This is a genomic window from Hellea balneolensis DSM 19091 (assembly GCF_000428525.1).
Taxonomy (GTDB): domain Bacteria; phylum Pseudomonadota; class Alphaproteobacteria; order Caulobacterales; family Maricaulaceae; genus Hellea; species Hellea balneolensis.
On the sequence record NZ_KE386760.1, the window covers coordinates 1 to 25,051 of the forward strand.

Genomic DNA, 25,051 nt, shown 5'->3' on the forward strand with positions numbered 1-25,051 from the left:
TAAATGGACGTCCGCAGGGTCGATGCCTTGAGGCACCTTCTTAAGATAATAAACACAAGGCACTAACCCTGCGGCGGTGATTTTATCGGCGGCGTCTCAAGTGACGCACGCCGAGGCCAGCTTTCCACGCGCGTAATTCGCGGCGCTCAGCCTCACCGTCCCTCTAACAACAAACCTACGCGATTGCCTGTCCTATTAGCGGGAACGGGGGCAGATTAGCACAGGGAGCGTGGAGCGAGGATTGAGTTTTTTGAGTGTGGGTATTTGTGGAGGTTTTGGCTTCTACGGCCAAGGATTTACAGTAGCGTGGATTAGGCGAAGCCGTAATCCACCATTGCCACAAAGCATCAAGAAGAGGTGGATTACGAGCAAGCTCTAATCCACCCTACTCGCTGAGTACTTAGATAATGACTTTGACAGCTGGGCGACTCGCTTTAGTTGAATAATGTACATTAACACCGCAGCGACTTCATGAAGACATTTGTAAATACATTACTTGGAACACTGATAGCAGGTCTAATACTCTATGTATTTCAAGACCGCCTGGCTGAATGGATAAGTCCAGAATCAAGTCCCCTAAAAGCGGAAATGTTTGTTGGAACATGGCATGATTTTCCAGATAAAGCCTACGGCTCTGACGACTACTATGTATTAAAAAATTTTATGAGCTCCTCAGATACGCAAAATGACTTTGCTGCTATCAAGTTATCAAATGATGGAAACGCAATAGCTAAAGAAACTAGATTCAACTTTGAACACTCCACTTACGGTATCATCAAAAACGGAGAAGAGACAATTAAATTTCAAGATGTGAAGTTTGTCGAGCTGCCTAACTTGTCTCCAGGAGACACTATGAACCTCTACCTATGGAGCATATATGGTTTTAGCGAATACAGGGAATTACAATCTTTCTCATCGATGGGACCATATAAGATAAGGCGACATTATCATAAAGCAGAACACGGGGCCTATAATCTTGCATGGTTATCAACTATTTTAGATTATGGAGGAGTAATTTTATTAATAGTATTAGGAATTATGGTATTTTTATTTTGGCTAATTAACGATTATTTTCAAAAAGCTATTCGTCAAATTCTCATAGATGATGACATATACCTAGAAGAGAAAATCAGGCTAGACGAAAATTCAGGAAAATACGTTCTTGATACTGATAAAATAGATAGTTACCAAAAACGCATAAAATAACCTAGCTATCCACCTCAGCGTCCAGCGCATGTTCTATAATAAATTCGCGGCGGGGTTCGACGACGTCTCCCATGAGTTTTGTGAAGAGATCGTCCGCTGAATCTGCGCCTTCGACTTTGACCTGTAATAGGCTACGGGCGTTTGAGTCGAGCGTGGTTTCCCAGAGCTGATCGGGATTCATTTCGCCGAGGCCTTTATAGCGCTGAATCTTGAAGCCTTTCTTGCCGCCCTCAAAAATCACTTCGAGGAGTTGCGCGGGGCCATTGACCTCTATCGGATCATCATCGCTGCGGCGAAATTCTGCGCGGCCTGAATAGGTTTCCGCCAGAGCGGGCGCAAGGCGGTGAAGGCGGCGGGCGTCGGAGCTGTCGCGGAAACCGGGTCGCAAAATAATACGGTCGGTTACGCCGCGCACGTCACGCTCTAACACAAGCGCGCCGTCATCATCATAGCGTCCGGCCCATCCGTCTTCGCCCTCATCGGCAATCATATCAAGGCGAACAACCGCGCGGTCAATCGCCTCCGGGCTTTCTTCGATATCCAATGCACCGGCAATGGCGAGCTGTGCAATGGCGCTGTCGGGCGCGCGGTGCTTCATACGGTTTATGATGGTCTGTGCTTGGAGCGCTTCCTTGGCAATGCGTTTTAAATCCTCGCCCATGCTTTTGGCCCCGCCGTCTAATGTGAGCGAGGCATCTTTGGCCCCGGCATCGATGAGGTAATCATCCAGCTCCTCTTGGTCTTTGATATATTGGGTACTCTTTCCGCGCTCGACCTTATAGAGTGGCGGCTGGGCGATATAGAGATAGCCTCGCTCAATCAGCTCCGGCATTTGGCGATAGAAAAATGTCAAAAGCAATGTGCGGATATGCGCGCCATCCACATCCGCGTCGGTCATAATGACGATCTTATGATAACGCGCCTTATCCGCGTCAAAGTCATCACGGCCAATACCTGTGCCTAGCGCCGTAATCATCGTTCCGATTTCTTGCGAGCTCAGCATGCGGTCAAAGCGGGCGCGTTCGACATTGAGGATTTTACCCTTTAGCGGCAGGATAGCCTGGTTCTGACGATCACGCGCTTGCTTGGCAGAGCCCCCCGCAGAGTCGCCCTCCACGATGAAAATTTCAGACAGGGCGGGGTCGCGCTCTTGGCAATCGGCAAGCTTACCGGGAAGCGAGGCGATATCGAGCGCGGATTTGCGGCGGGTTAAATCGCGGGCCTTACGCGCGGCCTCACGCGCGGCGGCGGCTTCGGCAATTTTCGTCATCAGCATTCTGGCTTCAGTGGGATGCTCTTCGAACCACTCGCCAAGCGCTTCATTCATGGCGGATTCAACAACAGGGCGAACTTCGGAGGAGACGAGCTTATCCTTAGTCTGGGAGCTAAACTTTGGGTCGGGCACTTTGACAGACAGTACACAGGTCAAGCCTTCCCGGGCATCATCGCCTGAAATCGTGACTTTTTCTTTCTTTGCTGTCCCCATGCTGGCAGCATATTTATTGACGGTACGGGTGAGCGCGCCGCGAAAGCCCGCCAAGTGAGTGCCGCCATCGCGCTGCGGAATATTATTGGTAAAGCAGCGGACATTCTCATGGTAACCGTCATTCCACCACAGCGCGGCCTCGACGGTGATGCCGTCCACTTCGCGCATCACGGAAATAGGCTCAGCTAGAAGGCCTTCTTTATTGGCGTCCAAATGTTTAACGAAAGCCGTGATACCGCCCTCATAAAACAGCTCTGTGACGATATCGTCTTCGGGGCGCTCATCGGTAAGGATAATCATTACGCCCGAGTTGAGGAAGGCGAGCTCGCGCAAGCGGCGCTCTAGCGTATCACGGTCAAATTCGACCATGGTGAAGGTCTCTTCGGAAGGGAGGAAGCGCACACGCGTTCCCGTCAAAGTGCGAACGCTACCATCGCGGCGATGATCATCCGGCGCGTCGCCTACGGCCTTTAGCGACGCCACTGTATCGCCGTGGCTAAATTCCATATAATGCTCTTTCCCGTCGCGCCAGATCGTGAGCTGTAATGAGACGGAGAGCGCATTCACCACAGAGACGCCCACGCCGTGAAGACCGCCTGAGACCTTATAAGAATTCTGATCAAACTTCCCGCCCGCATGAAGCTGAGTCATGATAACCTCGGCGGCAGAGACGCCTTCTTCCTCATGGATAGCCACAGGGATGCCGCGCCCATTATCGCGCACGGAACAGGACCCGTCAGTGTGCAGCGTGACTTCTACGCGGTCGGCATGTCCGGCAAGGGACTCATCAATAGAATTATCGACAACCTCATAGACCATGTGGTGCAAACCTGATCCGTCATCCGTATCGCCGATATACATCCCCGGACGTTTGCGAACCGCATCCAGTCCCTTAAGAACCTTAATACTATCAGCGCCATATGCGGGGGTATTTTCAGCAGGATCGGCCATGCGTTCATCTTTCACGAATCAGTCAGTCTACGTGCTAAAAATATAGGGGATGCAAGGGCAAAATGCACGCTTAAACCCAATAATCCTATTGCTCTAGATCGGGGATTTCTTCTTCCTGGTTTAGGCCTCTGCGGGCTAGCTCGGACTTTATCTGGGCATTGGTATTGAAGCTGCGCAAAATATTCAGGAGCTCACCTTCAAGGGCAATATCAAAGCGGAATGGCTGTCCCCCAAGCACATCCGCATTCTTGCCGTCAAATTTCAGATTCACGCCAATCGCCCCGTCCAATGGGCCATCAATGGTCACGCGCAGCTCATCATATTCAAAATCCTTCAGCGCTTCAAAAGCGGCGTCACGATAATTACCTTGGCGCATAGCCGCCACCGCGCGTTCATCCGTGCCGTCCAATTGCGAAATCGCATTTAGCTGTTTGGATTGATATTGAATACGCCCGCCGTCACGCACGAAAAGCTCACCATTTTCGACTTTGACGTCCACACCCGAGAGAACAATTGGCAGTGTGCCTTCAAGATCACCTGTGGCCTTAATAGATCCATCGCCGACATCTTTGAGAAACTCTCCAATGGAAACATTTTCAATGCGCATGACGACGCGGTTGACCTTATTGGAATAAAGCCAATCAAACGGGTCAAGCGAGAAAAAGCCTTCGCCCAGTGGCCAACGCGCGGAATAAACCCTTACGCCGTCAGGTATCATCTCAAATTCAATCACGCCATTTTCCAGCGGGAAACCCGGATCAAATCTATCCACAGTCAAGGTCTGCCGCCCCTGACTTTGCAAAGGAAACATATTAGAAAAACTCATTTCCGTATTCACGCCTGTTAGCGGTCCAGGCAGCGTACCGAAATTCATGTCGATAATTTTAGCCGTGCCAGAGCTTTGCAAAGGTTGTCCCGCTGCAAAAGCGAGTTTTATATTGGCCTGAACCAAGCCTTGGACTTCGGCGATCTTACCCCTAAGAGCTGAGACCAAATATTGTGGCTGTAATCCTTTGGGCGTAAAGCGCAGTTCAGGAATGACGACATCGGCTGTGCCCTGCCCGTCTTTGAACAGATAGCTAATATCAATCGGCGTATCATCCGTCAGCGGAAGGGTCGTGACAGCTGTGCCTTTAAAGACGCCATCTTCAAAATTTACCTCCCCCGTCATAGGTAAGCGCGGCAGCGCGTCCCCTGCGAATTTTACGCGGCCCTGACCCGCCTCGCCGGGGCTGTAACGCAGACGATATTTATCCGGCTGACCCGCCGCTTCAACGCGAATAGCCGAGGCGGTTACAAGCTGTGTTTTTATATCGGCGGTCGGGGCGGCCATAAAGAACTGTATGGGACGCTTAGGGTCTGTGCGTTGGACTTGGATGCGTGCCTCGGGGGTTGTGATAATCGTTCCCGGGCCAGGCATATCTTCGGAACGGATCGTCACCACATTGCCCAAGACATCCCAATTTTGGGCTTCCCCCTTAAACTCGCCCTCAACCTCCATCTGTTGAAAGCTCATATCAAGGTTTTTTGTATTCGTCTCATCTATGGCGATGAAGCTGACATCGGCGAGTTTTGCGCTCATATTTGAACTCTTGCCGCGGCGGCTAAAAACAGGCGCGCCGGATAAAAGCCGCGCGGAGACATTCTCACCGCGCCAGGCTGTATCTGTTTCTATTTTCGAAATCAGTATCGGGGCGTCATCTTTGGGCGCAAAGCTCACATCAAGGCGTGAGCCGCGTAAATCCATAGACATACGCCCCGCTGTTTTAAGGCCGGTCACATAACCGCCCGGCACCACCCCGTCATAATCCACACCGCCCGATAGCAAGAGGTTACGGGTGCCCGCTCTTCCGCTTACCAAACCCTTATAAACGGCTTCACTCTTAAAGGGGGCCAGCCGTGCCCCGCGCCCATCTATGCCTTTGGACTGCCAAATCTTTGACGTGCTTATATCTGCTGAGAAGCGTTCAAGGCCACCCAACTGCCACCCATTAGGTGAGCTCGCCACCAAATCACCCTCTCGAAAAGTAAGGCCCGCAGGCTCCGTTAAATTGGCGTGAAAGGCGAGCCGCAGTTTTTCGTCCTCGCGCGTAAAATTATAAAGAGGCGCCCAATCTGTTTGCTCTAGGCGCAAGCGCGTTGTGTCGCCGCGCAATGTGGCGGGGACTGACAAATTTACAGAAAGTCCCTCCGCTGAGAGTTTTATGCCGCCAGCGGCCTCAACATCACTGCGGGATAAAAGCGTCTCAATTTGGCGGGTCAACTGGCCGCTGAAATTCTGCGCAATCGGTGCATTCAATAAGGTTTCGGACAGGCTTAATGTTTGCGCCAGGTTTTTCCGGCGCGCAGGGTCTGGTAAAACGACGTCTTTGGTTTGGCTCGACCATGTTCCGGACATCGTAAAAGGATGTATGCGGTCGGGATCACGTTCTACACGCCCGTCCCACCTCGCCTCGCCTTCTCCCGTCATAAGCTGCGCCGTGACAATGGAGCCAAAACCAATATCCAGCTCACCTTCAACTTTTATAGCCTCGCCTGACAGGATTGGGGCTAAATCCCCCTTTAGGCGCACTTCAGAGGCATCAATAACGGGGTGCTCCAAATTCGACAGGCGCAAATCCAAATCCAATTTAGAGTTTGTGTCTTTCAGTTCTATATTCAGGCGGCCTCCGCCCTGCATTTGCCAGTCTTTATAAGAGATAGAAGCGGGCGCAATATTTAAGGCCGCCGTCAAGTTTTCATTTGAAAAATACTGCGCGTCAACCTCAACTTCAGCGTCTCCAAAAGGCGTTGAAAGCGTGAAAAGCCCATCTTTAATCGATATGCCCTCAGGCGGAAGGGCGATGTTTCCGCTACTATCCTCAGGCGAGGGAGGAACCCATCCATCAATGATTTTGCCGCTCTCATCCAGAGTGAGGCGGGCCTTGGGCCGCGTGAAAACCATTTTTTCAAACCGCCCCTCCAAGGCATCGCGCCATGAGTAATCTGTTTCTATTTTTTGTGCCGAGAAGAAGGGCTCATTGCTCTTTGTCTCGTCATCAAACAAGGAGACATCTTTCAGCACCGCTTTGGTTTTACTTATGGACTCTATGGACAGCTCAGCTCTTATGCCCTGTTCGAGCATAAGCTCTTCTGCGGTCTGCTCTAAGAGCTTATAACGGTTAAGCCACAGATAGGCCGCTATTATCAGGCACACAAAGATTAGGCCCAAAACGGCCCATAATATCCAGCGCCAAACAGACCGCCCTTTGGATCTATTTCGCGACGGTTTCGCCTTTTCTGGTTCTGTGTCAGTCACTGACATTGTAATGTGTAATGTTCCTTTTGCGCGTATAAACACTCAATAGAACGCAGCAGATGAATACACCATAAAATTTGTTAAGTTTACGAAAGACTTCACAAGTGTTAACGCGTCATTAGGGATAAATTGGGACTATAGGCACGAACGTATATAAGCGTAATTTCACCGAGATTTGCATGACTGATGAAACATCTACCGAAGCTGGGGCTGTCGGAACCAAAGAGATTGTTAAAGACGCCTTGGCTGTGCGGATGAAAGCGTTTTTTACAATGGATAATACCCGCATTTACCGGGATAAGCGTTTTGCTTTTCTTGCGGCAGGCGGGGCCGCTATTCTTATTGGCGCAATTGCTCTACCAAAGGATACCTCTCAAAGCCCAGTCATTGAGGTGGCCGAAATAATCGAGCCTAAAATTGATCTCTCGCGCTATGATATTGCACTTGAGGAACCAAAAACCGAAACATCTTTAACAACTTTAAAAGTTCGCTCCGGCGACAGCTTAGGACCGCTTTTGCAAAAAAACGGCGTTTCAGGCGGACAGGCTTATAAAATTACCCAAGCTTTTGCGACAGTCTATAAGCCGCGAAATGTACGGGTGGGCCAAGAGTTCAATCTGCACTTCAACGGCGAGACATTAGAGCACCTGACCTTTAAGCCTAATGTTGAGAAAACTATATTTGTTGACCTTAAGGATAATGATTACACCGCCCGTGAGGTTGCGGCCGAATTTAAATATGAAACGATCGGCGTCGCTGCGAGTATCAAAAATTCTCTTTATGTTGATGCCACGCGCTTGGGTGCACCCGACCGTGTTGTTCAACAATTTGCGAATATCTATGAATATTCCGTGGACTTTCAGCGAGACATTCAGCCTGGAGATAATTTCGAATTATTCTTTGAGGTCGCCAGAAACCGCAAAGGCGAAATTATTAAATCTGGCGATTTGCTCTATACCTCTTTCAGTCCGCGCGGAAAGCAATCCGAGTATTGGCTTTATGTCGATAGCAAGGACCGTGAGAATTTTTATGACGAAAAAGGTAAAACGGCGAAACGTAAGTTGCGTGCCACGCCCGTTAATGGCGCACGACTTTCCTCCTCATTCGGTAAAAGACGGCACCCAATTTTAGGCTATCGCAAAATGCACTCCGGTGTTGATTTTGCCGCGCCGCGCGGAACGCCTATTCTAGCGGCGGGCTCGGGGACTGTCGAACGTGCCAATCGCTATGGTGGTTACGGTAATTATATTCGTATTCGCCATACTGATGGTTATAAAACAGCCTATGCGCATTTAAGTAAATTTGCGCGCGGGGTTCGCAAAGGCAAATATGTCAAGCAAGATCAAGTCATTGGTTATGTCGGGACAACGGGCCGCTCCACAGGGCCGCATTTACATTACGAAGTCCATCATCACGGCAAGAAAATTAACCCGCGCCGCCTCTCACAATTAGCGGGTAAACCCTTAGCAAAATCAGAAATGCCTAATTTTGCAAAACGCCGCAAAGAAATCGAGGCGATGCGATTAGCCTCTGAAACGATCAGGGCTGCTCCTGTGTCGGTCGTCATGACCGATACGGCAACAAATTAAGCTGTATTGCGTTATGTTCTTAAGTCTGATTAAAACGCAGATAAAATAATTAGCGGAGCCCCTCGCATGAAAAACCTTATAAATTTCTTTTTCTCATTTGATAAATTAATGAAAGAAAAGCTCGTCATTGCTTTTTTCTGGCTGGCCCTCATCATTGCAGGCCTAAACTTTTTCAGTGAAGCTTTAAGCGCAATTAAACTGGGACCTCTCGCCGCTGTCGTTGAATTTATTATTTTCTTTGGCAGTATTCTGCTCACGCTGGTTGCTTTGCGTCTTGTCTGTGAGTTGGCGGTCGCACTATTTAGAATAAATGATAATTTATCTCCGGATGGCGGGAAATCTGAAACGGCGAATATTGACCCTATTGTCGAAGCTCGCAAAGCGGCTGAAGCCGCAGCGCTACGCGCCCGCGACCTGTCTAAGACGGCTGGCGAGAAAGCCAGTGCCGCTACCAAAAGTGCTGTAGATAAAACCAAATCAACAGCAGAAAGTGTAAAAGACTCAGCCGAAGACGCGATTGATACGGCAGCCTCCAACACGAAGGACGCGGCTAGCGGGATTAAAATCAGCGCAAAAGAAAAAACGAGTACGACGGCTAAAACCGCAACAAAGCCTGCCACTAAATCAACGGCAGCGCCTAAAAAACGCGGCCGTCCAGCAGGGTCGAAAAACAAAACAACAGCGAAAACATCAGACAAAAAGACGGCATCTTCCGCGCCAAAGAAACGCGGACCGAAGCCTGGCAGTAAAGCGCCGCGCGATGCGCAAGGCCGCCTCTTGAAAAAAGACGGAACGCTTCGCGGCAAACCCGGCCCCAAAAAGAAGGGTTAAGCGGAGAAACAAATTATTTCTAAAAATAAAAAAGGGCCTTCTTAAGAGGCCCTTTTTTAATACATGTTCTAATTGCCGTTTTACTCAGCAACCTCTGCCGCTTCCGGCTCTTTATCATCTTTCTTACGCGCAGGAGCCTTACGGCGGCGCTTAGGCTTATCTTCAGCGGCGACCTCTTCAGTCTCTTTTTTAGCCTTTTTCTTGGGCTTTACGTCAAGAGTTTTGGCGTCCGCCTCTGGCGTTACCACTTCAAGCGCGTCGTTATCCGTTGAGCCTTCTGCAGCCCTATCTTCGCGCGGCTTGCGATTTCTGTTATTATTGTGACGGCGGCTCTTACGCTCTTCGCCCTCTTCATTATCTGTTTCGCCGCGTGCGGCACGTGCGGCATCTCGTTCAGCCTGGGCCTTGGCGCGAGCGGCTTCCATTTCGTTCATCAAACGCAAATAATGTTCTGCATGTTGGCGTAGGTTTTCAGCATTTACGCGGTTGCCAGAGCTTCGCGCATCACGGGCAAGTGCCGTATATTTTTCATAGATAGTGCTGACATTTCCGCGAACTTTAACGCCAGGACCATTACTATCCATCGACCGGTTCGGGTTCGTATTATTGTTATTATTACGGTTATGATTGCGATTACGACCGCGTTGGCGCTTCATGATGTCGTCCTTAAATTCCCCCAAGCTCGCATCCTTGCGATAGCTTCTCAATTTCGGGCTTTAGTGAGGGGGCCTGTGGCCTCCACCGTCTCACAATCCTTCACTAGCAAACCCAAAGCTAAAGGCAAAGCTTTTTATGCCTTATATGCAGCTTTAATCATACGGTCATGCCCGGATAAGTCCTGAGAGGTGGTGATATCGGAAAAATTTCGCCTCTCAAGTAAGTCTGTTACGCTGGGGCCTTGGTCATATCCGATTTCAAGCAATATAATCCCATTTGGTTTTAAATATTGCGGCGCATTAGAAATGATCTCTTTATACGCCGCCAACCCATCAGCGCCGCCGCGCAGAGCGATATCCGGATCAAAGCCTGTCACTTCGGGGGCTAAATGCTTCATCGCCGCATCTGTAATATAAGGGGGGTTGGACAAAATTATATCAAAATGCTCTGTCACAGCTTCAAACCAACTTCCTTGCAATACCTTTAGCCGATCAGCAACATTATGTTGGGCGGCATTTTCTTTCGCAATGTCCAGAGCTGCACCTGACATATCAATGGCGAGGCCTTGCGCATCATTTTCTTCGGTTAAAATCGAAATTGCAATCGCGCCAGAGCCCGTCCCAAGGTCGAGAATTTTAGCGCCTGTTTTGCCTCTAAGGTTTTCTAAGGCCGCCTCGATAAGCAATTCTGTTTCTGGTCGAGGCGAGAGCACATCTTTGGTGACTTTAAAGCGGCGCCCATAAAATTCGCGGTAGCCCAAAATATGATCAATCGGCTCACCGGCTAATCGGCGGTTCGCGTAATCTGCAATAATATCAAAAGTGGCAGCGGGCGGGAAATCCCTGCCGGATATGATTAACTCTGTGTGGGTGAGGCCTGTCGCCGCCATCACTAATAGCCGCGCATCCAAATCTGGGGTCTCAACTCCAGCCTCTTGAAACTGTGTTGTAAGGAACCGTTTCAAGGAGTTCACAGTTAAACCAGAATAAGGGCCTGAGTGCGGGCGTTGATCGAGCGGGACTGTCATCCCGCTCCTTTAAGAGCCAAGGGCCTGAAAAGCAATTACGTCTAAGACGCTTTTACGGCGTCATTAAGGGCTGTTACAATTTCAGCAGGTTCCAGAGTTTTTGTGACCCTACCGACAACCTTTTGGTCATCCAAATCAACGAGCAAAAGCTGTCCGGTTTTAATTGTGCCATCCAAATAAGCCTTCACAGCCTCGCTCACGCCCGCCGCCTCGGCTTGCGCATAAAAGGCCTCTGCATCTTTAGCCGTATAATCGAGCGTCACAAATTCGAGGCCCGGCATAGGTCCCATTTCTTGAACCTTTTGAATTTTAGGGTCGAGCACCTTACAACTGCCGCACCAATCAGCATAAACTAAAACAGCTTTGGTTTTTGTACTCATGGCTTTGGTCGCCATGGTTTCCATTTTATCGGCGGATGGCTTTGGGGCTTCGGCTTGGGAACAGGCCCCCAACGCTAAAACGGATATAAAGGCAGTCATTAACAGGGGCGTTTTCATGGAAATCTCCGAAGTTTCTTCCATTGCGCCTAACATAAATTCTCTTTTTGCATCTCTGACTTAATATCACGATGGCGTGAGAGTTCGGCAAAGCTCCTTGGCGGTGCGCACCAATCGGTCAAGGTCATTAGGAGATGAAAGGCTGTGGTCCCCGTTTTTAACTAAAGTATAATCCACATCATGAGACGTAATCACATCCAGAATTCGCCGCGAATACTCCCACGGCACGACGGGGTCGGCGGCGCCTTGCAAGATACGCACGGGTCCGTCAAACTTTATCGGCGCGTCCAATATTTGATGCGCCTTACCATCCTCCATCAAAACGCGGCTGTATTCATTGGGTTCATCATAATCTGACGGAACATAGACAATACCGTCGCGCTCCAGGGTCTCGCGCTGCTCTTGGCTCCACTGCGCATAAGTGAGCTTCTCAGTAAAGTCCGGCGCGGGCGCAATCAATAGCAGGCCCTTAACCCGATCGGGCCGGTTAAGCGCGGCCAATAATGAGGCCCATCCGCCCATGGATGAGCCGACGAGAATAACATCACCTATAGCTAACTCATCAATGACCCGTACAACATCAGCAGCCCAGCGAGAGATCGTCCCATCCCGAAACTCGCCGCTACTCACGCCATGACCAAAATAATCAAAGCGAATATAATGTCGGCCTTCTTCTATGGCCCAGTCATGTAAGTGAACAGCCTTGCCGCCTTCCATGTCGGATTTCAGCCCGCCGCACCAAATCAGGGTTGGGCCTTTATAGCCATCTGCCCTTTCGCTCATTTTATAAGCAATTTTTTCTCCGTCTTCTGCGGATAAATAGTTGAGTGTAACAGCGCTGTGCATGCTAAGGAGCCTTATATGAAAGTCATTTTTACATGAATGTGCTCCAAGTCGTGCCGGAACTCAATGCCGGAGGTGTCGAAGGCACAACGCTTGAAATGGCCGAAGCCCTCATTGCGCAAGGGCATAGCGCCCATGTCATTAGCGCCGGCGGGCGCATGGAAGATGACTTGCTCCGGATGGGCGGGGTTTTACACAAGGCGGATATCGGCTCGAAAAACATCTTTTCTATCTTTCGCCGCATCCGGTTAATCCGCGCTATTATTCACGAGCATAAAATAGATATTGTTCATGCCCGCTCCCGCGCCCCGGCATGGCCCGCTTATCATGCCGCGCGAATAGAAGGCGCACCGTTCTTAACCACCTATCACGGCATTTATAATAGCCGATCAGCTCTCAAGACTTATTATAATTCCGTCATGGCAAGGGGTGAGCATATCATTGCCAATTCTGAATTTACCAAAGCCTATATTATTAAAACTCACGGCACAGAGGAAAGCCGCATCACCGCTATTCCGCGCGGCGTGGATATGGACCGGTTTAATCCTGCTATTATCAGCGCCAAAGACATTCTCGCACAACGAAACCGTTGGGGCATCACCCCGGATCAAAAAGTCATTTTGCTCCCCGGACGACTGACCCGCTGGAAAGGGCCGTTAGTTGCGATAGAGGCTTTGGCAAATTTACCAGAAGACTGCGTGCTTGTCTTATTGGGCGACGCACAGGGACGGGACGCTTTTGTGCAAGAGATAAAAGCCCTTGCCGCTGAGCTTGGCGTTACCTCGCGCGTGATCCTGCCGGGGCATAGCCGCGACATGCCAACCGCCCTTTCTGCCGCGCATGTAGTTATTTCTGCCTCTACAGACCCCGAAGCTTTTGGCCGCGTCGCCGCCGAAGCCCAAGCTATGCGTAAGCCTGTTGTCGCCACGGCTCATGGCGGGGCCTTGGAAACTGTTATTGACGGAGACACAGGCTTTCTGGTTCCGCCAAGCGATCCTAAAGGGTTATCCGACGCTATAACCAGAGCGCTAAATTGGCCCGATTATAATGGTCTTGCAGCCCGGAGCCGAATTGCGGCACAGTTTTCCAAGGAAAACCTGCAAGCTAAAACGCTCACCATATATAAAGAGCTCTTGAAATAACGGCCTTACGCGTCCATATTACGGGGGCTTAACATTATAAGGAGAAGCTACCATCGCCAGACGCCCCCTCGCCGCCGCGCCGAAAAAACCTAAAGGTCCGCGCACTAATCGTGAAATCACGAATCCAAAAGTTCTCCTCATTACTGAAACCGGCGAAAAACGCGGCGTTGTCTCTTTAGACGAAGCCTTGGCAGCTGCACGGTCAGCAGGTCTTGATTTGGTGGAAGTTGCGCCCGGCGAAACGCCTGTTTGTAAAGTGCTCGATTATGGCAAGCTTCGTTTTGAAAACCAAAAGAAAAAGGCCGCTAACCGTAAGAACCAGCGCACGACGTCCTTAAAAGAAATTAAAATGCGTCCGAATATCGACACGCATGATTACATGGTCAAAACCAAGGCGATGCAAAAATTCTTTGATCGCGGCGATAAGGTCAAAGTGACCATCCGTTTCCGTGGCCGTGAAATGGCCCATATGGATCGCGGCATGACGCTTTTAGCACAAGTCAAAGAAGACTTTGAAGAGATTGCAAAAGTCGAATTTGAGCCTAAGACCGAAGGCCGAATGATGACGATGGTTCTCGCGCCTAAATAAGATTCCGCCAACGGACACACATATCTTTTCTGATGATACGTTATCAGAGCTCAAGGCCGCCTCACTCGCGGCCTATTTTGCATCTACCCGCCTTGGCCGGTCCGATTGGTGGGCTTGGTGTCTGGGCTTTATCTTTATTGTTATCCTGACATTTATTGGCATGATAATTATCAGCATGGGTCACGGCATTATCGATGGCGTGAGGGGCGCGAATACTAAAACCCTAGCCGATGCGCCCTCTGCGGGGCTCTATATATTTCTTTTAATGAGCTTCCTGCCCATTTTTGCATCCATTCTTGTTGTTTATAAATATTTTCACAAGCTTCCCATCAAAGCCCTCATGACTTCGGCCCCGCAATTTAGGTGGGGTTATCTGTGGCGTACGATATTCATCATTTTCATATTTTATAGCGCCGTCAGCCTTGTTGAATATTTGCTTTTCCCCGGCGAATATGAGGGTCTGCAATTTCAAACCGATATGGGTGTCTATCTGAAATTTCTGCTCATCACGCTCTTGCTTGTGCCTTTTCAAGCCGCCAGTGAGGAGTTTCTGTGCCGGGGTTATTTGAATCAGGCTCTGATAAAGTATCTAAAATCACCTTGGGTGGTCTTTGTGATCACAAGCGGCGGCTTTGCCCTGCTTCATGCATGGAACCCGGAAAGCACCGGACAGATGGGGCCTTATCTGGCCAGCATTTTCCTTTTCGGTATGGCTATGTGTGTGCTGCTCTATTTCGAGGGCGGTATTGAAAGCGCGATAGGCGCACATGTCGCCAATAATATATTTGTCTTTGGACTGCTAGGCTATGAAGACCCAGATCTACCCAATACAGCGCTCTTCACTCTTGGAGAACCCGTCATTGGTTGGACGGATTTTGGTATTGAGTTTCTCATGATGATACCGCTGATCGCACTTATCATCTGGGCCAATCGCAAATGGGGAGATAGGGCCTAACCCATCTCCATTGCGCGGCGATCATCAAGCCATGTTGGGTCAGGTAGGTTTAATTTCTTTGCCATTTTATCTTTTGAGGTAATCACCCGCCAAAAAGGGGCAATTTCGGTCTCATCCAAACCCGCATCCAGATCTTCAAGAGCCGCCTCTGCTGACATGCGGATAAAAATGGAGGTGGACATAGGGCAAGTGCCGTCACATTTATAATCTGCGGCTAATTCCGCCCTCATGTCAGGAATGGTGCGCGTCTCTCCATAGGGGATTTTACGAATATAGCTATCGACGATAAGAGGCGTCGCCACAAGCATTGTCTCGCCAACAGCAATGCCGCCATAGGCCTTATCCATCACAACAGTTTTTATCTCTTTTTTACGGTGGAGCTTTTCTTTGGCTGTAGGTTTGGACTTTGGCATTTTATCACCCGCGTCTGTAAAAAATCGTGCCTAAAGCCACAACGACAAATTCTATTCCAATTTCCTTATAGGTTTGCACCGGACCTGTCCCGTCCAGAAGCAATCCTAAGAAACGCCCTGTCATGAAAGCTAATGTTACAAATATAATGGCAAGAGTTATCTGCCTTTGGTCTTTCCGCTCGTAAATATAAAGGCAGAGTAAAGCGCCAAGCGCAGCCATAACGCAGGAAATGGCACGCATCTGATGCAACCCCAAAAGGCTTAGCTCCATTCCCATAAAGGCGGCCATGCGTTGCGGCAGGAAAAGGCCATAAAGCCCAAAGAGGACATAAAAAACGCCATTCAGCCCATTAAATATTTTGATCATTGCCCGCCTCTTTCAATATAACGTTTCATGCTTTGCGCGGACATGCGCATGCCGGGGTGATTACCCCAGACAATAGCGCGGTTAATGGGCCTGAGAGCCTCTTGATACGCCTCGCCATTTGCCAATATGCCCGCCAAGCCCAGATTTGATCCAATAAAGCTTTTATCACGGTAATAATCCAGCGCATATCCGGCCGCGTTTAAAGCATTTTCAGGCGGGTCATAATCATCTTTATAGCTCAGTGCATATGTATAATTGGCCAAGGGGATTTGTGAATTTTGGCGCAAAACTTTGGCCGCATGCTTGCGCGCGGCTTTCATATCTTTGGGCGAGCCGCCAATCCCGCGTCCATATTGATGCACCATAATTAGCGCCGCGATATTATTAGCCTCTATACTCTCGGGCTCCAGCTCTAAGGCTTTTTCAATCAGCGCGCCCGCGGCTTCATAAGCTTCAGCCTTTTCGGCATTCAGCGCAAGAAGGTCGGCCTTGGCCGCCAGAGTCTTAGCACTTGTGCCAAATTCAGCCTCATATTTTTCAAAAGCGTTTATCACGACATCCCGGCGTTCAGGCGTGAAAACAAAACTATGCATAGCAGAAAGCCGCGCAAGTTCAGCCTCTTGATCCGACAAAATGCGGGTTGCCGGCTCAGGGATATCTTTATCCGTTGTTTTATAGCGCATGACGTTAAAGCTGTTCTTTTTATAATAGGCTTTTAACTCAGCCTCAAACTCTTCGGGGGTCACGCCCATGGCGGCTTTAAAAGCCAGAAGGTTGCGCTCCCCCTTATTGAGCCGCTGTACATAATCGGTCAGTTTGCCTACATATTTTTCTTCATTGCGCAGGTAATGCGTTGCGAGCCATGTTTGGGCGTAAAACTGTGCTTGCGTCAGGCGGCCAATCTTAGAACTGTCCCCAATATTGAATGGGTATTTTTCCATTGTGCCCAAGACAACTGTCATGGGCATCCAGTTTTTCTGCGCCAAAGTGTAAGCATATGGGTCATGCGGATCGCCAACCCGAAACGTTCCATCTTTATAGGTAAATGTCGCCAGATAATTGGCAAAACCTTCATTATACCAACGCGGATAATCCAGCTCCGTATAGGTGGAAACGATATGATGCGTATATTCGTGAAGCGCAATATGACGTGCACCGCCGCCCCGCCGAAACCCTGCTTTTCCGTTCAGCACAAATGCCGGGCCGTTTAGCGTGGTCGTATACATGCCGCCAAAGCCGCCTGTTCCTGTGACTTTCGCCAGGCCTTTTTCATTTTTAGTGACATAGACTCTTACAGGGATAATTTCGGGCGCGCCATTAACGCCTAGAACCTTAAAGACATTTTTGCGAAAAATTTCTAAATCGCGCAAAAGCCTCTCTCCATCCTTTTGCCGCATATCGCCTGTTATAATAAAATTATCAGAACGTACTTCGATGGCTTTAGCGTAGGCAGCTGCAGGATAAGTCATAAGGCCTGTGGCCATAATAAGCGTTGCAACATATTTCATGCGCTTAACCTAGGACAGATATTCACGTGCGCAAAGTGTTAGTCCTCAGTTTGCGGAATAAACCGAAAATGTCCTGTCATCTTATAAGCAAACAGCACATTTTCCTCCTGCGGCCCGGCGCCAACATTGTGAATAATGAGCGGGTTGCCGTCTCGCGCCCTGCGGTCAGACACGATACCAATATGTGGCAGGCGGCCCGCTATGCGCCAAGAGACAATATCTCCGGGCTTAAAATCTTTGGCCTTACGGCTTATGCCAAGGCTCGCCCCTTGGCGTTTCAAATAGGTTTCAAGGTTTGGGACGCGGCGATGATCAATATTTCTGTCTGTACGTTTCAGACCCCAATTCTTGGGATAAGCCGAGAAATTGGCTTTCATATCCTCATGCACAGCTTTTTGAAAATCAAAGCCAAAAGCGGCGCGGTAGCTGCGAATAATCACATCTGTGCAGACGCCGATATTGGCGGGAACGTCTCCGCCGGGATAATCCAGCCGCATATAAGCGCCGTTATAAATGACCTTTTCTTTAAGCCGGTCCTGCGCGGCGGCCACCAAAGCCTCACCTGCAAAAGCATTAGAGGTCAGAAGGCATGAAAAAATAAGGCTAAATAAAATACGCATGGATTCACTCCATAATTAAATTGCGCCGATTTTAAGTCCCCGTTACATGTCAGGGCATGACAGATATTTTAAATATTGGCGTCTTGGGCGCAGATGGCCGAATGGGCGGCGCGATCATTCGAAGTCTTGAGGCCCAACCCAAAGCGCAGCTTGTCTGCGCCATAACCGCAAAAGACTCTCCTAATTTGGGTCAGGACGCAGCAGAAGCAGCGGGACTGAAAGCTTGCGGCGTGATGTTGACGGCAGACGTGAATAAGGCACTTGAACAATGTGACGTGTTGATAGATTTTTCTAGCCCCAAAGCAGCTATCGATGCGGCATTGGCGATGCATGACACGCGCTGCCACACCTTTGTGACCGGCACGACGGGATATACGGAAACCGAAGAGAAAGCGCTTTTGGCAGCGGGGGACAGTATCACCCTTTTAAAGTCCGGTAATTTTTCCCTTGGCGTGAATATGTTAGAAGCCTTGGTCGAATTGGCGGCCAATAAACTTCGCAGCGGATGGGATATAGAGATTTTGGAAATGCATCATAAGCACAAGGTCGATGCACCAAGCGGCACCGCGCTTATGCTCGGCGAGGCAGCGGCCAAAGGGCGCGGCGTATCGCTAAAGACCCATCAAGTCTTGTCCCGCGAAGGCCGGGGTGATGCCCGCAATGAAGGCCAGATCGGATTTGCGGCGCTGCGAGGCGGCGGCGTCATTGGGGCGCATGATGTGCTATTGGCACATGAACTTGAGATGGTTACGCTCTCCCATGAAGCCTTTGACCGCAGTGTCTTTGCCAATGGCGCGGTCACAGCTGCAATTTGGGCGGCGGCCCAGCCAAAAGGTCTTTATGATATGAAAGATGTTCTCGGCCTATAATTATGACAAGCCGCTCCTCACTCGCTCTGCGTATGATCATCATCACAGCGGTTTATTTTTGTCTTTCGACCTATGGCGGCCTGTTGGGCTGGCAATTGCTTTACCCCATTCGCCTTTTTGTCACATTTTTGCATGAATTTGGTCACGCGGCGGGCGCGCTGATCACCGGCGGGGCCGTAGAGTATATAGCCATTGAGCCCAATTCAGCAGGCGTTACTAGTACCTTTAATGGTAATGCGAGCGTTATCTTGATGGGCGGTTATATTGGCAGCGCCATATTCGGAAATCTGTTATTTTATATCGGCGCCCGCAAACATAATTGGGTCAAACCTGTTATGGGCCTTGTCATTGCCGCTATGCTTATCACAGGCTTTATTTGGTATAACACGCTTTTCACCACAGCTATTCTTTGCGGCTTTTCTATCCTGCTTTATTTCATAGGGCTTAAAACGATATATGGGCGTGAAATTTTGATGCTGTTAGGACTCGCGAGTATTATTTATATCATCCAGGATTTTAATGTGGGGCCGACATCTGACCTTGCGGGGATGGAACGGCAAATGAAGTTCATTCCCGCCAAAGTGTGGATGTATATCTGGCTTGCTATTGTTCTTCTGATACTCGCTTTTAATCTAAAGATGCTTTTCTCTGCGCGAGGTGAAAAAAAATCAAAAACAAAAACTGCGCCTCCGCCTACAGCGCCTAAGCGAAAGCGGCTAAATACGACGCGGCGCTATAATCCGATCAAAAAGAAATAGCTACCACTTCCCCTCATTCTCCATACTTGCCCAAGGTTCTTCAGGCGCAAGAGAGTCGCCCCGCTGTAGCAGTTCAATGGAAATATTATCAGGGCTACGCACAAAGGCCATATGCCCATCCCGCGGCGGGCGGTTAATGGTCACGCCCCTATCCATCAGGCGCTGACAGGCGGCATAAATATCATCCACGCGATAGGCCATGTGGCCAAAATTTCGCCCTTCTCCATAATCCTCAGAATTTCCATTCTCGTCTGGCCAATTATAAGTAAGCTCTATCATGGGCAGGCCGCTCGGAAATGTCTTCATTTTAGTTACGCCGCTGCGCTCGATATCGCTTTGAGTCGCGAGGAAGACTAGGGTGAACCGCCCTTTTTCATTTTCAACGCGGCGCAATTCTTTGAGGCCTAATCCTTCACAGTAAAACTTAAGGCTGGCATCAATATCCGTGACCCTAACCATTGTGTGTAAAAAATCCATCCTGCTCTCCTGTGTCTTTATCTAAAGAATATACGATATATAATGGCGGCAAAGCCAAAAAATACGCCGCCAATAACCATGAAGGGCGGCAAGCCCCAATCATTGTCATAGACCACTTTTTCTCGGCTCCCCGTTTGCTCTTCTAATATCTGCTGTTCTGTCTCATAGGCGGGCGTGCCCGGGGCGCGCATGTGATAACGGCGAGCCATGAAATAAGCGAGGCCTGTCCACGAAAAAATGATGCTGAAAAAGATACTGAACTGCCAGACCAAAAAACCCGGCTCGAAAACACGGTTACGTCCTGTCAATTGATAGAGCTGCTCTAACAAAACTGAAAGCACAGCCATAATCGGCCAGGTCAGACATATAATCAAAAAGATTGCCGCGGCGATATAAGCCGGACGGCGCGGATTATGGAGCCGTTTGAATAGGCGGATATAGCCGTCTTCGGACAGGCGCGAATCCAGCATGCCGCGCTCTTTTTTATAGGCATAATCTTCAGCGGCATCCTTAGCGACGCCGCGAAATCCTAGAAAAGCCCTAACCGCGTAAGCCAAGCCTATCATAGAGAGGAGGATAAGGGCCCAGAGAAATGAAATACCATCAAATTTTTGCATTGTGTGACTTTATAACAGACGCAGACAGACGCAAGAGCTTTCCTCTCACTATTAATTTAGACTCACAGCTTTAAGCGTGATAAGCGCGAGATAATAAAGCTTGGGCAGCGTTAAGGGGCATCATATGAATCCCATGAAATTCTTCACGGAAATGCGCCGACGTAATGTTTTTCGCGTCACTGGTGCTTATTTTGTGGGGGCCTGGGTCTTGGTGCAAATCGCCTTTACCTTAGAATCCGTGATGCAGTTGCCCGAATGGTTCGATGCCCTGTTCATGGCACTCATGATATTAGGCGCGCCCGTTGTGGTTATATTAGCATGGGCATTTGAACTAACGCCTGAAGGATTTAAGCGCACCGAAACCGTAGCGTCTGAAAATTCTATTGCCGAAAAAACTGGACGGCGCCTTGAGCTAGGCATTATTGTGGGGCTTCTTGTCATCGCAGGGTTACTGATAGCGGATCTTGTAAAACCCAGTAATGCGGTCGGCATTGCGAAACTTTCCAGCAATCATTCCGTGGCCGTTTTGCCCTTTACCAATCGTAGTAGCGAGACCAATGATGCCTTCTTTGCGGATGGCATTCATGATGACCTGCTAACCCGCTTATCCAAAGTCTCTGCTTTTGAGGTTATTTCTCGCACCTCTGTGATGGGCTATCGCGATACTCAAAAACGGATTCCGGAAATTGCTCAGGAACTCGGCGTCGCCGTTATATTAGAAGGAGCGGTCCAACGTGCCGGCGACCGCGTTCGCATTACAGTACAGCTAATTGACGGAACGGATGATAAGCATTTATGGGCCGAAAATTACGACCGCGCTCTCAACACTGATAATATCTTCGATATTCAAGCCGAGATAACCCAAGCCATTGCCAGCGCCTTGGAGTCGGTTATTAGCGGTGAAGATAAAAACGCTGTTTCTGCGAAACCGACACAAAATTTGGCGGCTTATGAGGCATATATTCAATCGCGCCTCCTCATGCGCCCTGACGGCAATAGAGCTGAGGACCTGGAAAAGGCAGGCTCTTTCGCTGATGAAGCCATTCGGCTTGATCCGGAATTTGCAGATGCCTATGCCGTAAAAGCCTATATCCAGATCGCGCAATATTGGTTTAACGGGCGCAACACCATTTATCGAGACGCCGCACTAGGCAGCTTGTCCCGCGCCCAAGCCCTTGCGCCCAATAGTCCTGAAACTTTATTATCCGAAGCCTTTTATTATTATTGGGGCTTTAGGGACTTTCGCAAGGCTGATGCCATATTTGATAAAGCTATCAGCGCCGCGCCTAATGATGTGCATGCCGTGTCTGGGAAAGCCTTTATTGCCCGGCGGTTGGGACGCTTCAAAGAATCTGCCAAGGACCTTGAGAAAGCCCGCCGCCTTGACCCCAAGACATTTTACCTCATGCCAGAACTGGGCCTGACCTATGCTTTAATTGGGGACTTTCAAGGCGCAAATGAGATGATCTCATTAGCCAAAGCGCAGCAGCCGGACTCATTGCAAGGCGCGGCTTTCGAAGCGGCCATCCTTCAATTTCAAGGTGATGCGATTGGCGCTTACAGAGCGCTTGGCTCCACAGGGACAATCTTACAAGAACAGAAAATGAACTATGCGGTGGCGACACGAAACCCTGTCCATATCAATGAAACGCTTGAGGCTTGGCCGGAAAACCGCCGATCACCCCAAGGGAGTCCTCATCTTTACCGCCTCGCAAAAATTCGCGCGCTCCTCGCCATGGGTCAAGATGCTACGAGCGAGATTCAAGCTCTGAGGGAGGCGGCCGTAATAAAGCCGCCTTCGCAGTCGTGGATGCAAACGGCGAGCTATAGCCCCGTTATTATTCCCGGATTTTTAGGGGATAAAGCGACAGTCGAAAAACTGGCAGTAACTTATGAGCAAGAGGCCCCAGATGATGCGCTTGCAGCGCTCACGCAGTTAGGCGAGCTGGCGGAAAGTTTTGCTCGCCTTGGTGAAGCTGACAGAGCTATGGATTATGCGGAGCGTATGCGCGATATGACTGGCCCGCATATGTTTTTGCTTCACCGCATGGAACCTGGTCTAGATAATGTAAGAGATCACCCGCGCTATCTTAAAATGGAAGAAGAATATGAGGCCTGGGCAGTGAAGATGCGGGGATAAGCCTTGCGCGGGCAAGCCAAATCTTGATACGCCCCGTATAGATTTATATTCCTCCTTTTACCATAGCTTCACAGGACTTTTAGAATGACGGCTCCTAAAATTGCTTTTATCTGCGCTTCACTTCGGGAAGGGTCTATCAATAAAAAACTGGAAAAGGCGTTGATGAAACGCTTCAAGATCTCAGGGGCAAAAACAAGTTCCATTGACCTAGGTAAATATGAGATGCCTCTTTTTCACGGGGATTTGGAAACGCCTAAGACTGTGAAGAAGTTGATTACGCGGCTTAAAGGCTTTGATGGCATTGTGGTTATTTCACCTGAATATAATGGCTGTCTACCGCCTCTACTTAAGAATACGATTGATTGGACGAGTACTGTTAGTACCGATTACATCAAATCCGCCGTTTGGGGACTTGCCTCTTGTTCGCCTGGCCCTATGAGCGGCATCATGTGCATGCGGCAAATGCAGTTTATCTTTACGCGCCTTGGCGGAGATGTGTTGCCCCAGCAGGTGGGATGCGGGAACGCGTCTAAAGCTTTTAATGAGCGAGGTGACCTTGTGGCCCAGCCCGCCAGCACATTCGCGGATAATATGCGTGATATGATGCTGGAGCGCATATCTCAAAAGGGATGATGCGGCCAGATGGCAAAAAAAGAAAAGCTCTATAAGGATCTGCCGAGACCGAAATTAAATCGCGCCCAGATCAGCGATATTTATCGTCATCTGCAAACACTTGACCCCGCACCGCGTACTGAACTTGAGTATACCAATGTCTATACGCTAGTCGTGGCGGTAGCGCTTTCAGCGCAATCGACGGATGTTGGCGTGAATAAAGCGACCAAAGCCCTCTTTGCCAAGGCCGATACACCTGAAAAAATGATTGCCCTTGGTGAGGACGCCGTTCGGGACCATATTAAAACAATTGGCCTTTATAAAAACAAAGCCAAAAATGTTATTAAGCTCTCTCAAATGCTGATTGACGATTTCGACTCAGAAGTGCCAGATAATCGCGAGGACTTGGTTAAGTTACCGGGCGTTGGACGCAAGACAGCCAATGTCGTTTTAAATGATTATTTTGGACAGCCGACTATGGCGGTGGATACGCATATATTTCGCGTATCAAACCGCACCGGCATGGCCCCTGGCAAAGACCCTGTGGAAGTTGAGCTTAACCTATTACGGGTGACGGCGGACGAATTTATGGATCACGCCCATCACTGGCTGATCCTTCATGGGCGCTACACTTGCCTGGCTCGAAAACCTGAATGTTATAATTGCGCAATTAAACATCTGTGCAAATACAGGCCCAAAACACTAAGACCCGAAGACTAGCTTTGACACCCGACTAGCGCCCTCGTCCTTCGAGTTCCGCTACTATGTAGCGCCTCAGGATGAGGGCTAACTTTAATCTAACCCTCACCCTGATGAGAAGCTTTGCTTTGGGACTCGAAGGTTAGCGGCCCCGCACTAACCCGCCAAATCAAACTCAAAATTTTCATTTTGGGCTACATGTTTTACGGCAGGTTTGGGCTCAGCCGTTTCGGCACGCCACTTAAAAATTGTCGCGAGAGGAGACCCGGCAGGGCAATACCAGCGCTGAACAGAGGGGTCCCACCGAGCGCCCAATCGCTTGGCAAGCTCACGGTCCGTATATTTTACATTTAAAAACTTCTTGGCGGCACGGGCCATAATATGTCTCCAATCTTATAATTTGAGAATGGAACATAACAAGAACATGATAGGAAATCAATCCTAAAATTCACCTAATATTCAGGCCTGTCTAATGTAGCTGAATATCCATATTCCAATGTTTGGCTGTTAAGACCAGAAGGGCTTTTTCACTCACATGGAATTCATCATCGGCGTTGGCGATCTCCGTCATGATGTCTGTGATATAGCGCTTACCTTTTAAGTTTCTTAGCCGCGATAGACAGCCATCAAGCCAAGGCTCAAATTTTGAGCTCGATAATTTGTCTTTTATACTATCGGAATTGGTTTCATACCACAGAAGTAATTTAGCCTCTGAGAGGTTCACAGGCGCATCTGGCAGTTGTGCAAGCTTCTTGGCCGCCTTCAAAAAGGTGTCAATCTCTCTGGCGTAGACTCGCTTATCTGCCAAAATTGTTGCCACAAGTAGGCTTAATATATCATCTGTTTTTCTTGAAACGTCCATACCCACATACTCCGCTCGCAATGAGCGCCCTTATGTTG

At 49.3% G+C, this 25,051-nt stretch carries 25 protein-coding genes; 11 read left to right on the plus strand and 14 right to left on the minus strand.

Features of this window, described 5'->3' with window-relative positions; translation table 11 throughout:
• Positions 1–471 precede the first annotated feature (471 nt).
• Entirely contained in the window at positions 472–1,206 is a 735-nt protein-coding gene (locus tag F569_RS0114585) for a hypothetical protein (RefSeq protein ID WP_026942803.1), read from the plus strand.
• 1 nt (position 1,207) lies between these two features.
• Here the strand turns inward: F569_RS0114585 and gyrB are convergent, their stop codons facing one another.
• Positions 1,208–3,643, minus strand: a complete 2,436-nt coding sequence (gyrB, locus tag F569_RS0114590; RefSeq protein WP_026942804.1) for a DNA topoisomerase (ATP-hydrolyzing) subunit B — start codon at positions 3,641–3,643, stop codon at positions 1,208–1,210.
• An 85-nt stretch (positions 3,644–3,728) separates the two neighbouring features.
• Positions 3,729–6,947: an intermembrane phospholipid transport protein YdbH family protein gene (locus tag F569_RS0114595; protein ID WP_026942805.1), complete on the minus strand. Its 3,219-nt coding sequence runs from the start codon at positions 6,945–6,947 to the stop codon at positions 3,729–3,731.
• A gap of 173 nt (positions 6,948–7,120) precedes the next feature.
• Here F569_RS0114595 and F569_RS18375 point away from each other — a divergent pair, with 173 nt between their 5' ends.
• Positions 7,121–8,530, plus strand: coding sequence for a M23 family metallopeptidase (locus F569_RS18375; RefSeq protein ID WP_051279936.1), 1,410 nt, complete (start codon positions 7,121–7,123; stop codon positions 8,528–8,530).
• A gap of 66 nt (positions 8,531–8,596) precedes the next feature.
• Positions 8,597–9,361, plus strand: a complete 765-nt coding sequence (locus F569_RS19185; protein ID WP_051279937.1) for a DUF4282 domain-containing protein — start codon at positions 8,597–8,599, stop codon at positions 9,359–9,361.
• Between the two features lie 80 nt (positions 9,362–9,441).
• Here the strand turns inward: F569_RS19185 and F569_RS19190 are convergent, their stop codons facing one another.
• From F569_RS19190 to F569_RS0114625, 4 genes are all read right to left on the minus strand, one after another.
• Positions 9,442–10,017, minus strand: a complete 576-nt coding sequence (locus tag F569_RS19190) for a DUF4167 domain-containing protein (protein ID WP_026942806.1) — start codon at positions 10,015–10,017, stop codon at positions 9,442–9,444.
• 134 nt (positions 10,018–10,151) lie between these two features.
• Entirely contained in the window at positions 10,152–11,045 is an 894-nt protein-coding gene (prmC, locus tag F569_RS0114615) for a peptide chain release factor N(5)-glutamine methyltransferase (protein WP_051279938.1), read from the minus strand.
• A 41-nt stretch (positions 11,046–11,086) separates the two neighbouring features.
• Complete coding sequence (locus tag F569_RS0114620; protein WP_162143791.1) at positions 11,087–11,542, minus strand: TlpA family protein disulfide reductase; 456 nt, start codon at positions 11,540–11,542, stop codon at positions 11,087–11,089.
• 66 nt (positions 11,543–11,608) lie between these two features.
• Positions 11,609–12,388 (minus strand): alpha/beta fold hydrolase, encoded by a 780-nt coding sequence (locus F569_RS0114625; RefSeq protein ID WP_026942809.1) that lies wholly within the window; start codon positions 12,386–12,388, stop codon positions 11,609–11,611.
• A 32-nt stretch (positions 12,389–12,420) separates the two neighbouring features.
• Between F569_RS0114625 and F569_RS0114630 the strand changes: the two genes are divergently transcribed.
• From F569_RS0114630 to F569_RS0114640, 3 genes are all read left to right on the plus strand, one after another.
• Positions 12,421–13,527 carry a glycosyltransferase family 4 protein gene (locus tag F569_RS0114630; RefSeq protein WP_026942810.1) on the plus strand — a complete coding sequence of 369 codons (1,107 nt, stop codon included), beginning with the start codon at positions 12,421–12,423 and terminating at the stop codon, positions 13,525–13,527.
• 52 nt (positions 13,528–13,579) lie between these two features.
• Entirely contained in the window at positions 13,580–14,116 is a 537-nt protein-coding gene (infC, locus tag F569_RS0114635) for a translation initiation factor IF-3 (RefSeq protein ID WP_084169050.1), read from the plus strand.
• Between the two features lie 160 nt (positions 14,117–14,276).
• Positions 14,277–15,071 (plus strand): CPBP family intramembrane glutamic endopeptidase, encoded by a 795-nt coding sequence (locus F569_RS0114640; protein WP_084169051.1) that lies wholly within the window; start codon positions 14,277–14,279, stop codon positions 15,069–15,071.
• On the opposite strand, the gene F569_RS19195 is transcribed toward F569_RS0114640, so the two are convergent.
• From F569_RS19195 to F569_RS0114660, 4 genes are read right to left on the minus strand one after another with little or no spacing between them, the layout of a single operon-like run.
• Complete coding sequence (locus F569_RS19195) at positions 15,068–15,484, minus strand: hypothetical protein (protein ID WP_051279939.1); 417 nt, start codon at positions 15,482–15,484, stop codon at positions 15,068–15,070. The genes F569_RS0114640 and F569_RS19195 overlap by 4 nt on opposite strands.
• Positions 15,485–15,488: 4 nt before the next feature.
• Positions 15,489–15,851: a DUF4345 family protein gene (locus F569_RS0114650; RefSeq protein ID WP_026942813.1), complete on the minus strand. Its 363-nt coding sequence runs from the start codon at positions 15,849–15,851 to the stop codon at positions 15,489–15,491.
• Positions 15,848–17,359: a hypothetical protein gene (locus F569_RS0114655; RefSeq protein WP_026942814.1), complete on the minus strand. Its 1,512-nt coding sequence runs from the start codon at positions 17,357–17,359 to the stop codon at positions 15,848–15,850. The genes F569_RS0114650 and F569_RS0114655 overlap by 4 nt, the downstream gene beginning before the upstream one ends.
• A 38-nt stretch (positions 17,360–17,397) precedes the next feature.
• The gene (locus F569_RS0114660) at positions 17,398–17,979 is read right to left on the minus strand and encodes a DUF1287 domain-containing protein (protein WP_026942815.1); all 582 of its coding nucleotides are present in this window, start codon (positions 17,977–17,979) and stop codon (positions 17,398–17,400) included.
• Positions 17,980–18,035: 56 nt separating this feature from the next.
• On the opposite strand from F569_RS0114660, the gene dapB reads away from it, so the two are divergent.
• Together dapB and F569_RS0114670 are read left to right on the plus strand one after the other, a co-directional pair.
• Positions 18,036–18,848 carry a 4-hydroxy-tetrahydrodipicolinate reductase gene (gene dapB, locus F569_RS0114665; RefSeq protein WP_026942816.1) on the plus strand — a complete coding sequence of 271 codons (813 nt, stop codon included), beginning with the start codon at positions 18,036–18,038 and terminating at the stop codon, positions 18,846–18,848.
• A gap of 2 nt (positions 18,849–18,850) precedes the next feature.
• The gene (locus F569_RS0114670) at positions 18,851–19,606 is read left to right on the plus strand and encodes a M50 family metallopeptidase (RefSeq protein ID WP_026942817.1); all 756 of its coding nucleotides are present in this window, start codon (positions 18,851–18,853) and stop codon (positions 19,604–19,606) included.
• Here F569_RS0114670 and gloA read toward each other — a convergent pair whose 3' ends face one another.
• Positions 19,607–20,083, minus strand: coding sequence for a lactoylglutathione lyase (gloA, locus tag F569_RS0114675; RefSeq protein ID WP_026942818.1), 477 nt, complete (start codon positions 20,081–20,083; stop codon positions 19,607–19,609).
• Positions 20,084–20,100: 17 nt separating this feature from the next.
• Positions 20,101–20,700, minus strand: coding sequence for a hypothetical protein (locus F569_RS0114680; RefSeq protein WP_026942819.1), 600 nt, complete (start codon positions 20,698–20,700; stop codon positions 20,101–20,103).
• A 124-nt stretch (positions 20,701–20,824) separates the two neighbouring features.
• On the opposite strand from F569_RS0114680, the gene F569_RS0114685 reads away from it, so the two are divergent.
• The 3 genes from F569_RS0114685 to nth all read left to right on the plus strand — a co-directional run bounded on the left by F569_RS0114685 (position 20,825) and on the right by nth (position 24,172).
• On the plus strand, positions 20,825–22,840 hold the full coding sequence (locus F569_RS0114685; RefSeq protein WP_026942820.1) for a hypothetical protein: 2,016 nt from the start codon (positions 20,825–20,827) through the stop codon (positions 22,838–22,840).
• A gap of 84 nt (positions 22,841–22,924) precedes the next feature.
• The gene (locus F569_RS18395) at positions 22,925–23,473 is read left to right on the plus strand and encodes an NADPH-dependent FMN reductase (RefSeq protein WP_051279940.1); all 549 of its coding nucleotides are present in this window, start codon (positions 22,925–22,927) and stop codon (positions 23,471–23,473) included.
• Positions 23,474–23,482: 9 nt separating this feature from the next.
• Positions 23,483–24,172, plus strand: a complete 690-nt coding sequence (gene nth / locus F569_RS0114695) for an endonuclease III (protein ID WP_026942821.1) — start codon at positions 23,483–23,485, stop codon at positions 24,170–24,172.
• Positions 24,173–24,307: 135 nt separating this feature from the next.
• Here nth and F569_RS18400 read toward each other — a convergent pair whose 3' ends face one another.
• Both F569_RS18400 and F569_RS0114705 read right to left on the minus strand, forming a co-directional pair.
• Positions 24,308–24,529 carry a DUF5710 domain-containing protein gene (locus F569_RS18400; RefSeq protein WP_034389159.1) on the minus strand — a complete coding sequence of 74 codons (222 nt, stop codon included), beginning with the start codon at positions 24,527–24,529 and terminating at the stop codon, positions 24,308–24,310.
• Between the two features lie 91 nt (positions 24,530–24,620).
• Positions 24,621–25,013 carry a TerB family tellurite resistance protein gene (locus F569_RS0114705; RefSeq protein ID WP_026942822.1) on the minus strand — a complete coding sequence of 131 codons (393 nt, stop codon included), beginning with the start codon at positions 25,011–25,013 and terminating at the stop codon, positions 24,621–24,623.
• Positions 25,014–25,051 lie beyond the last annotated feature (38 nt).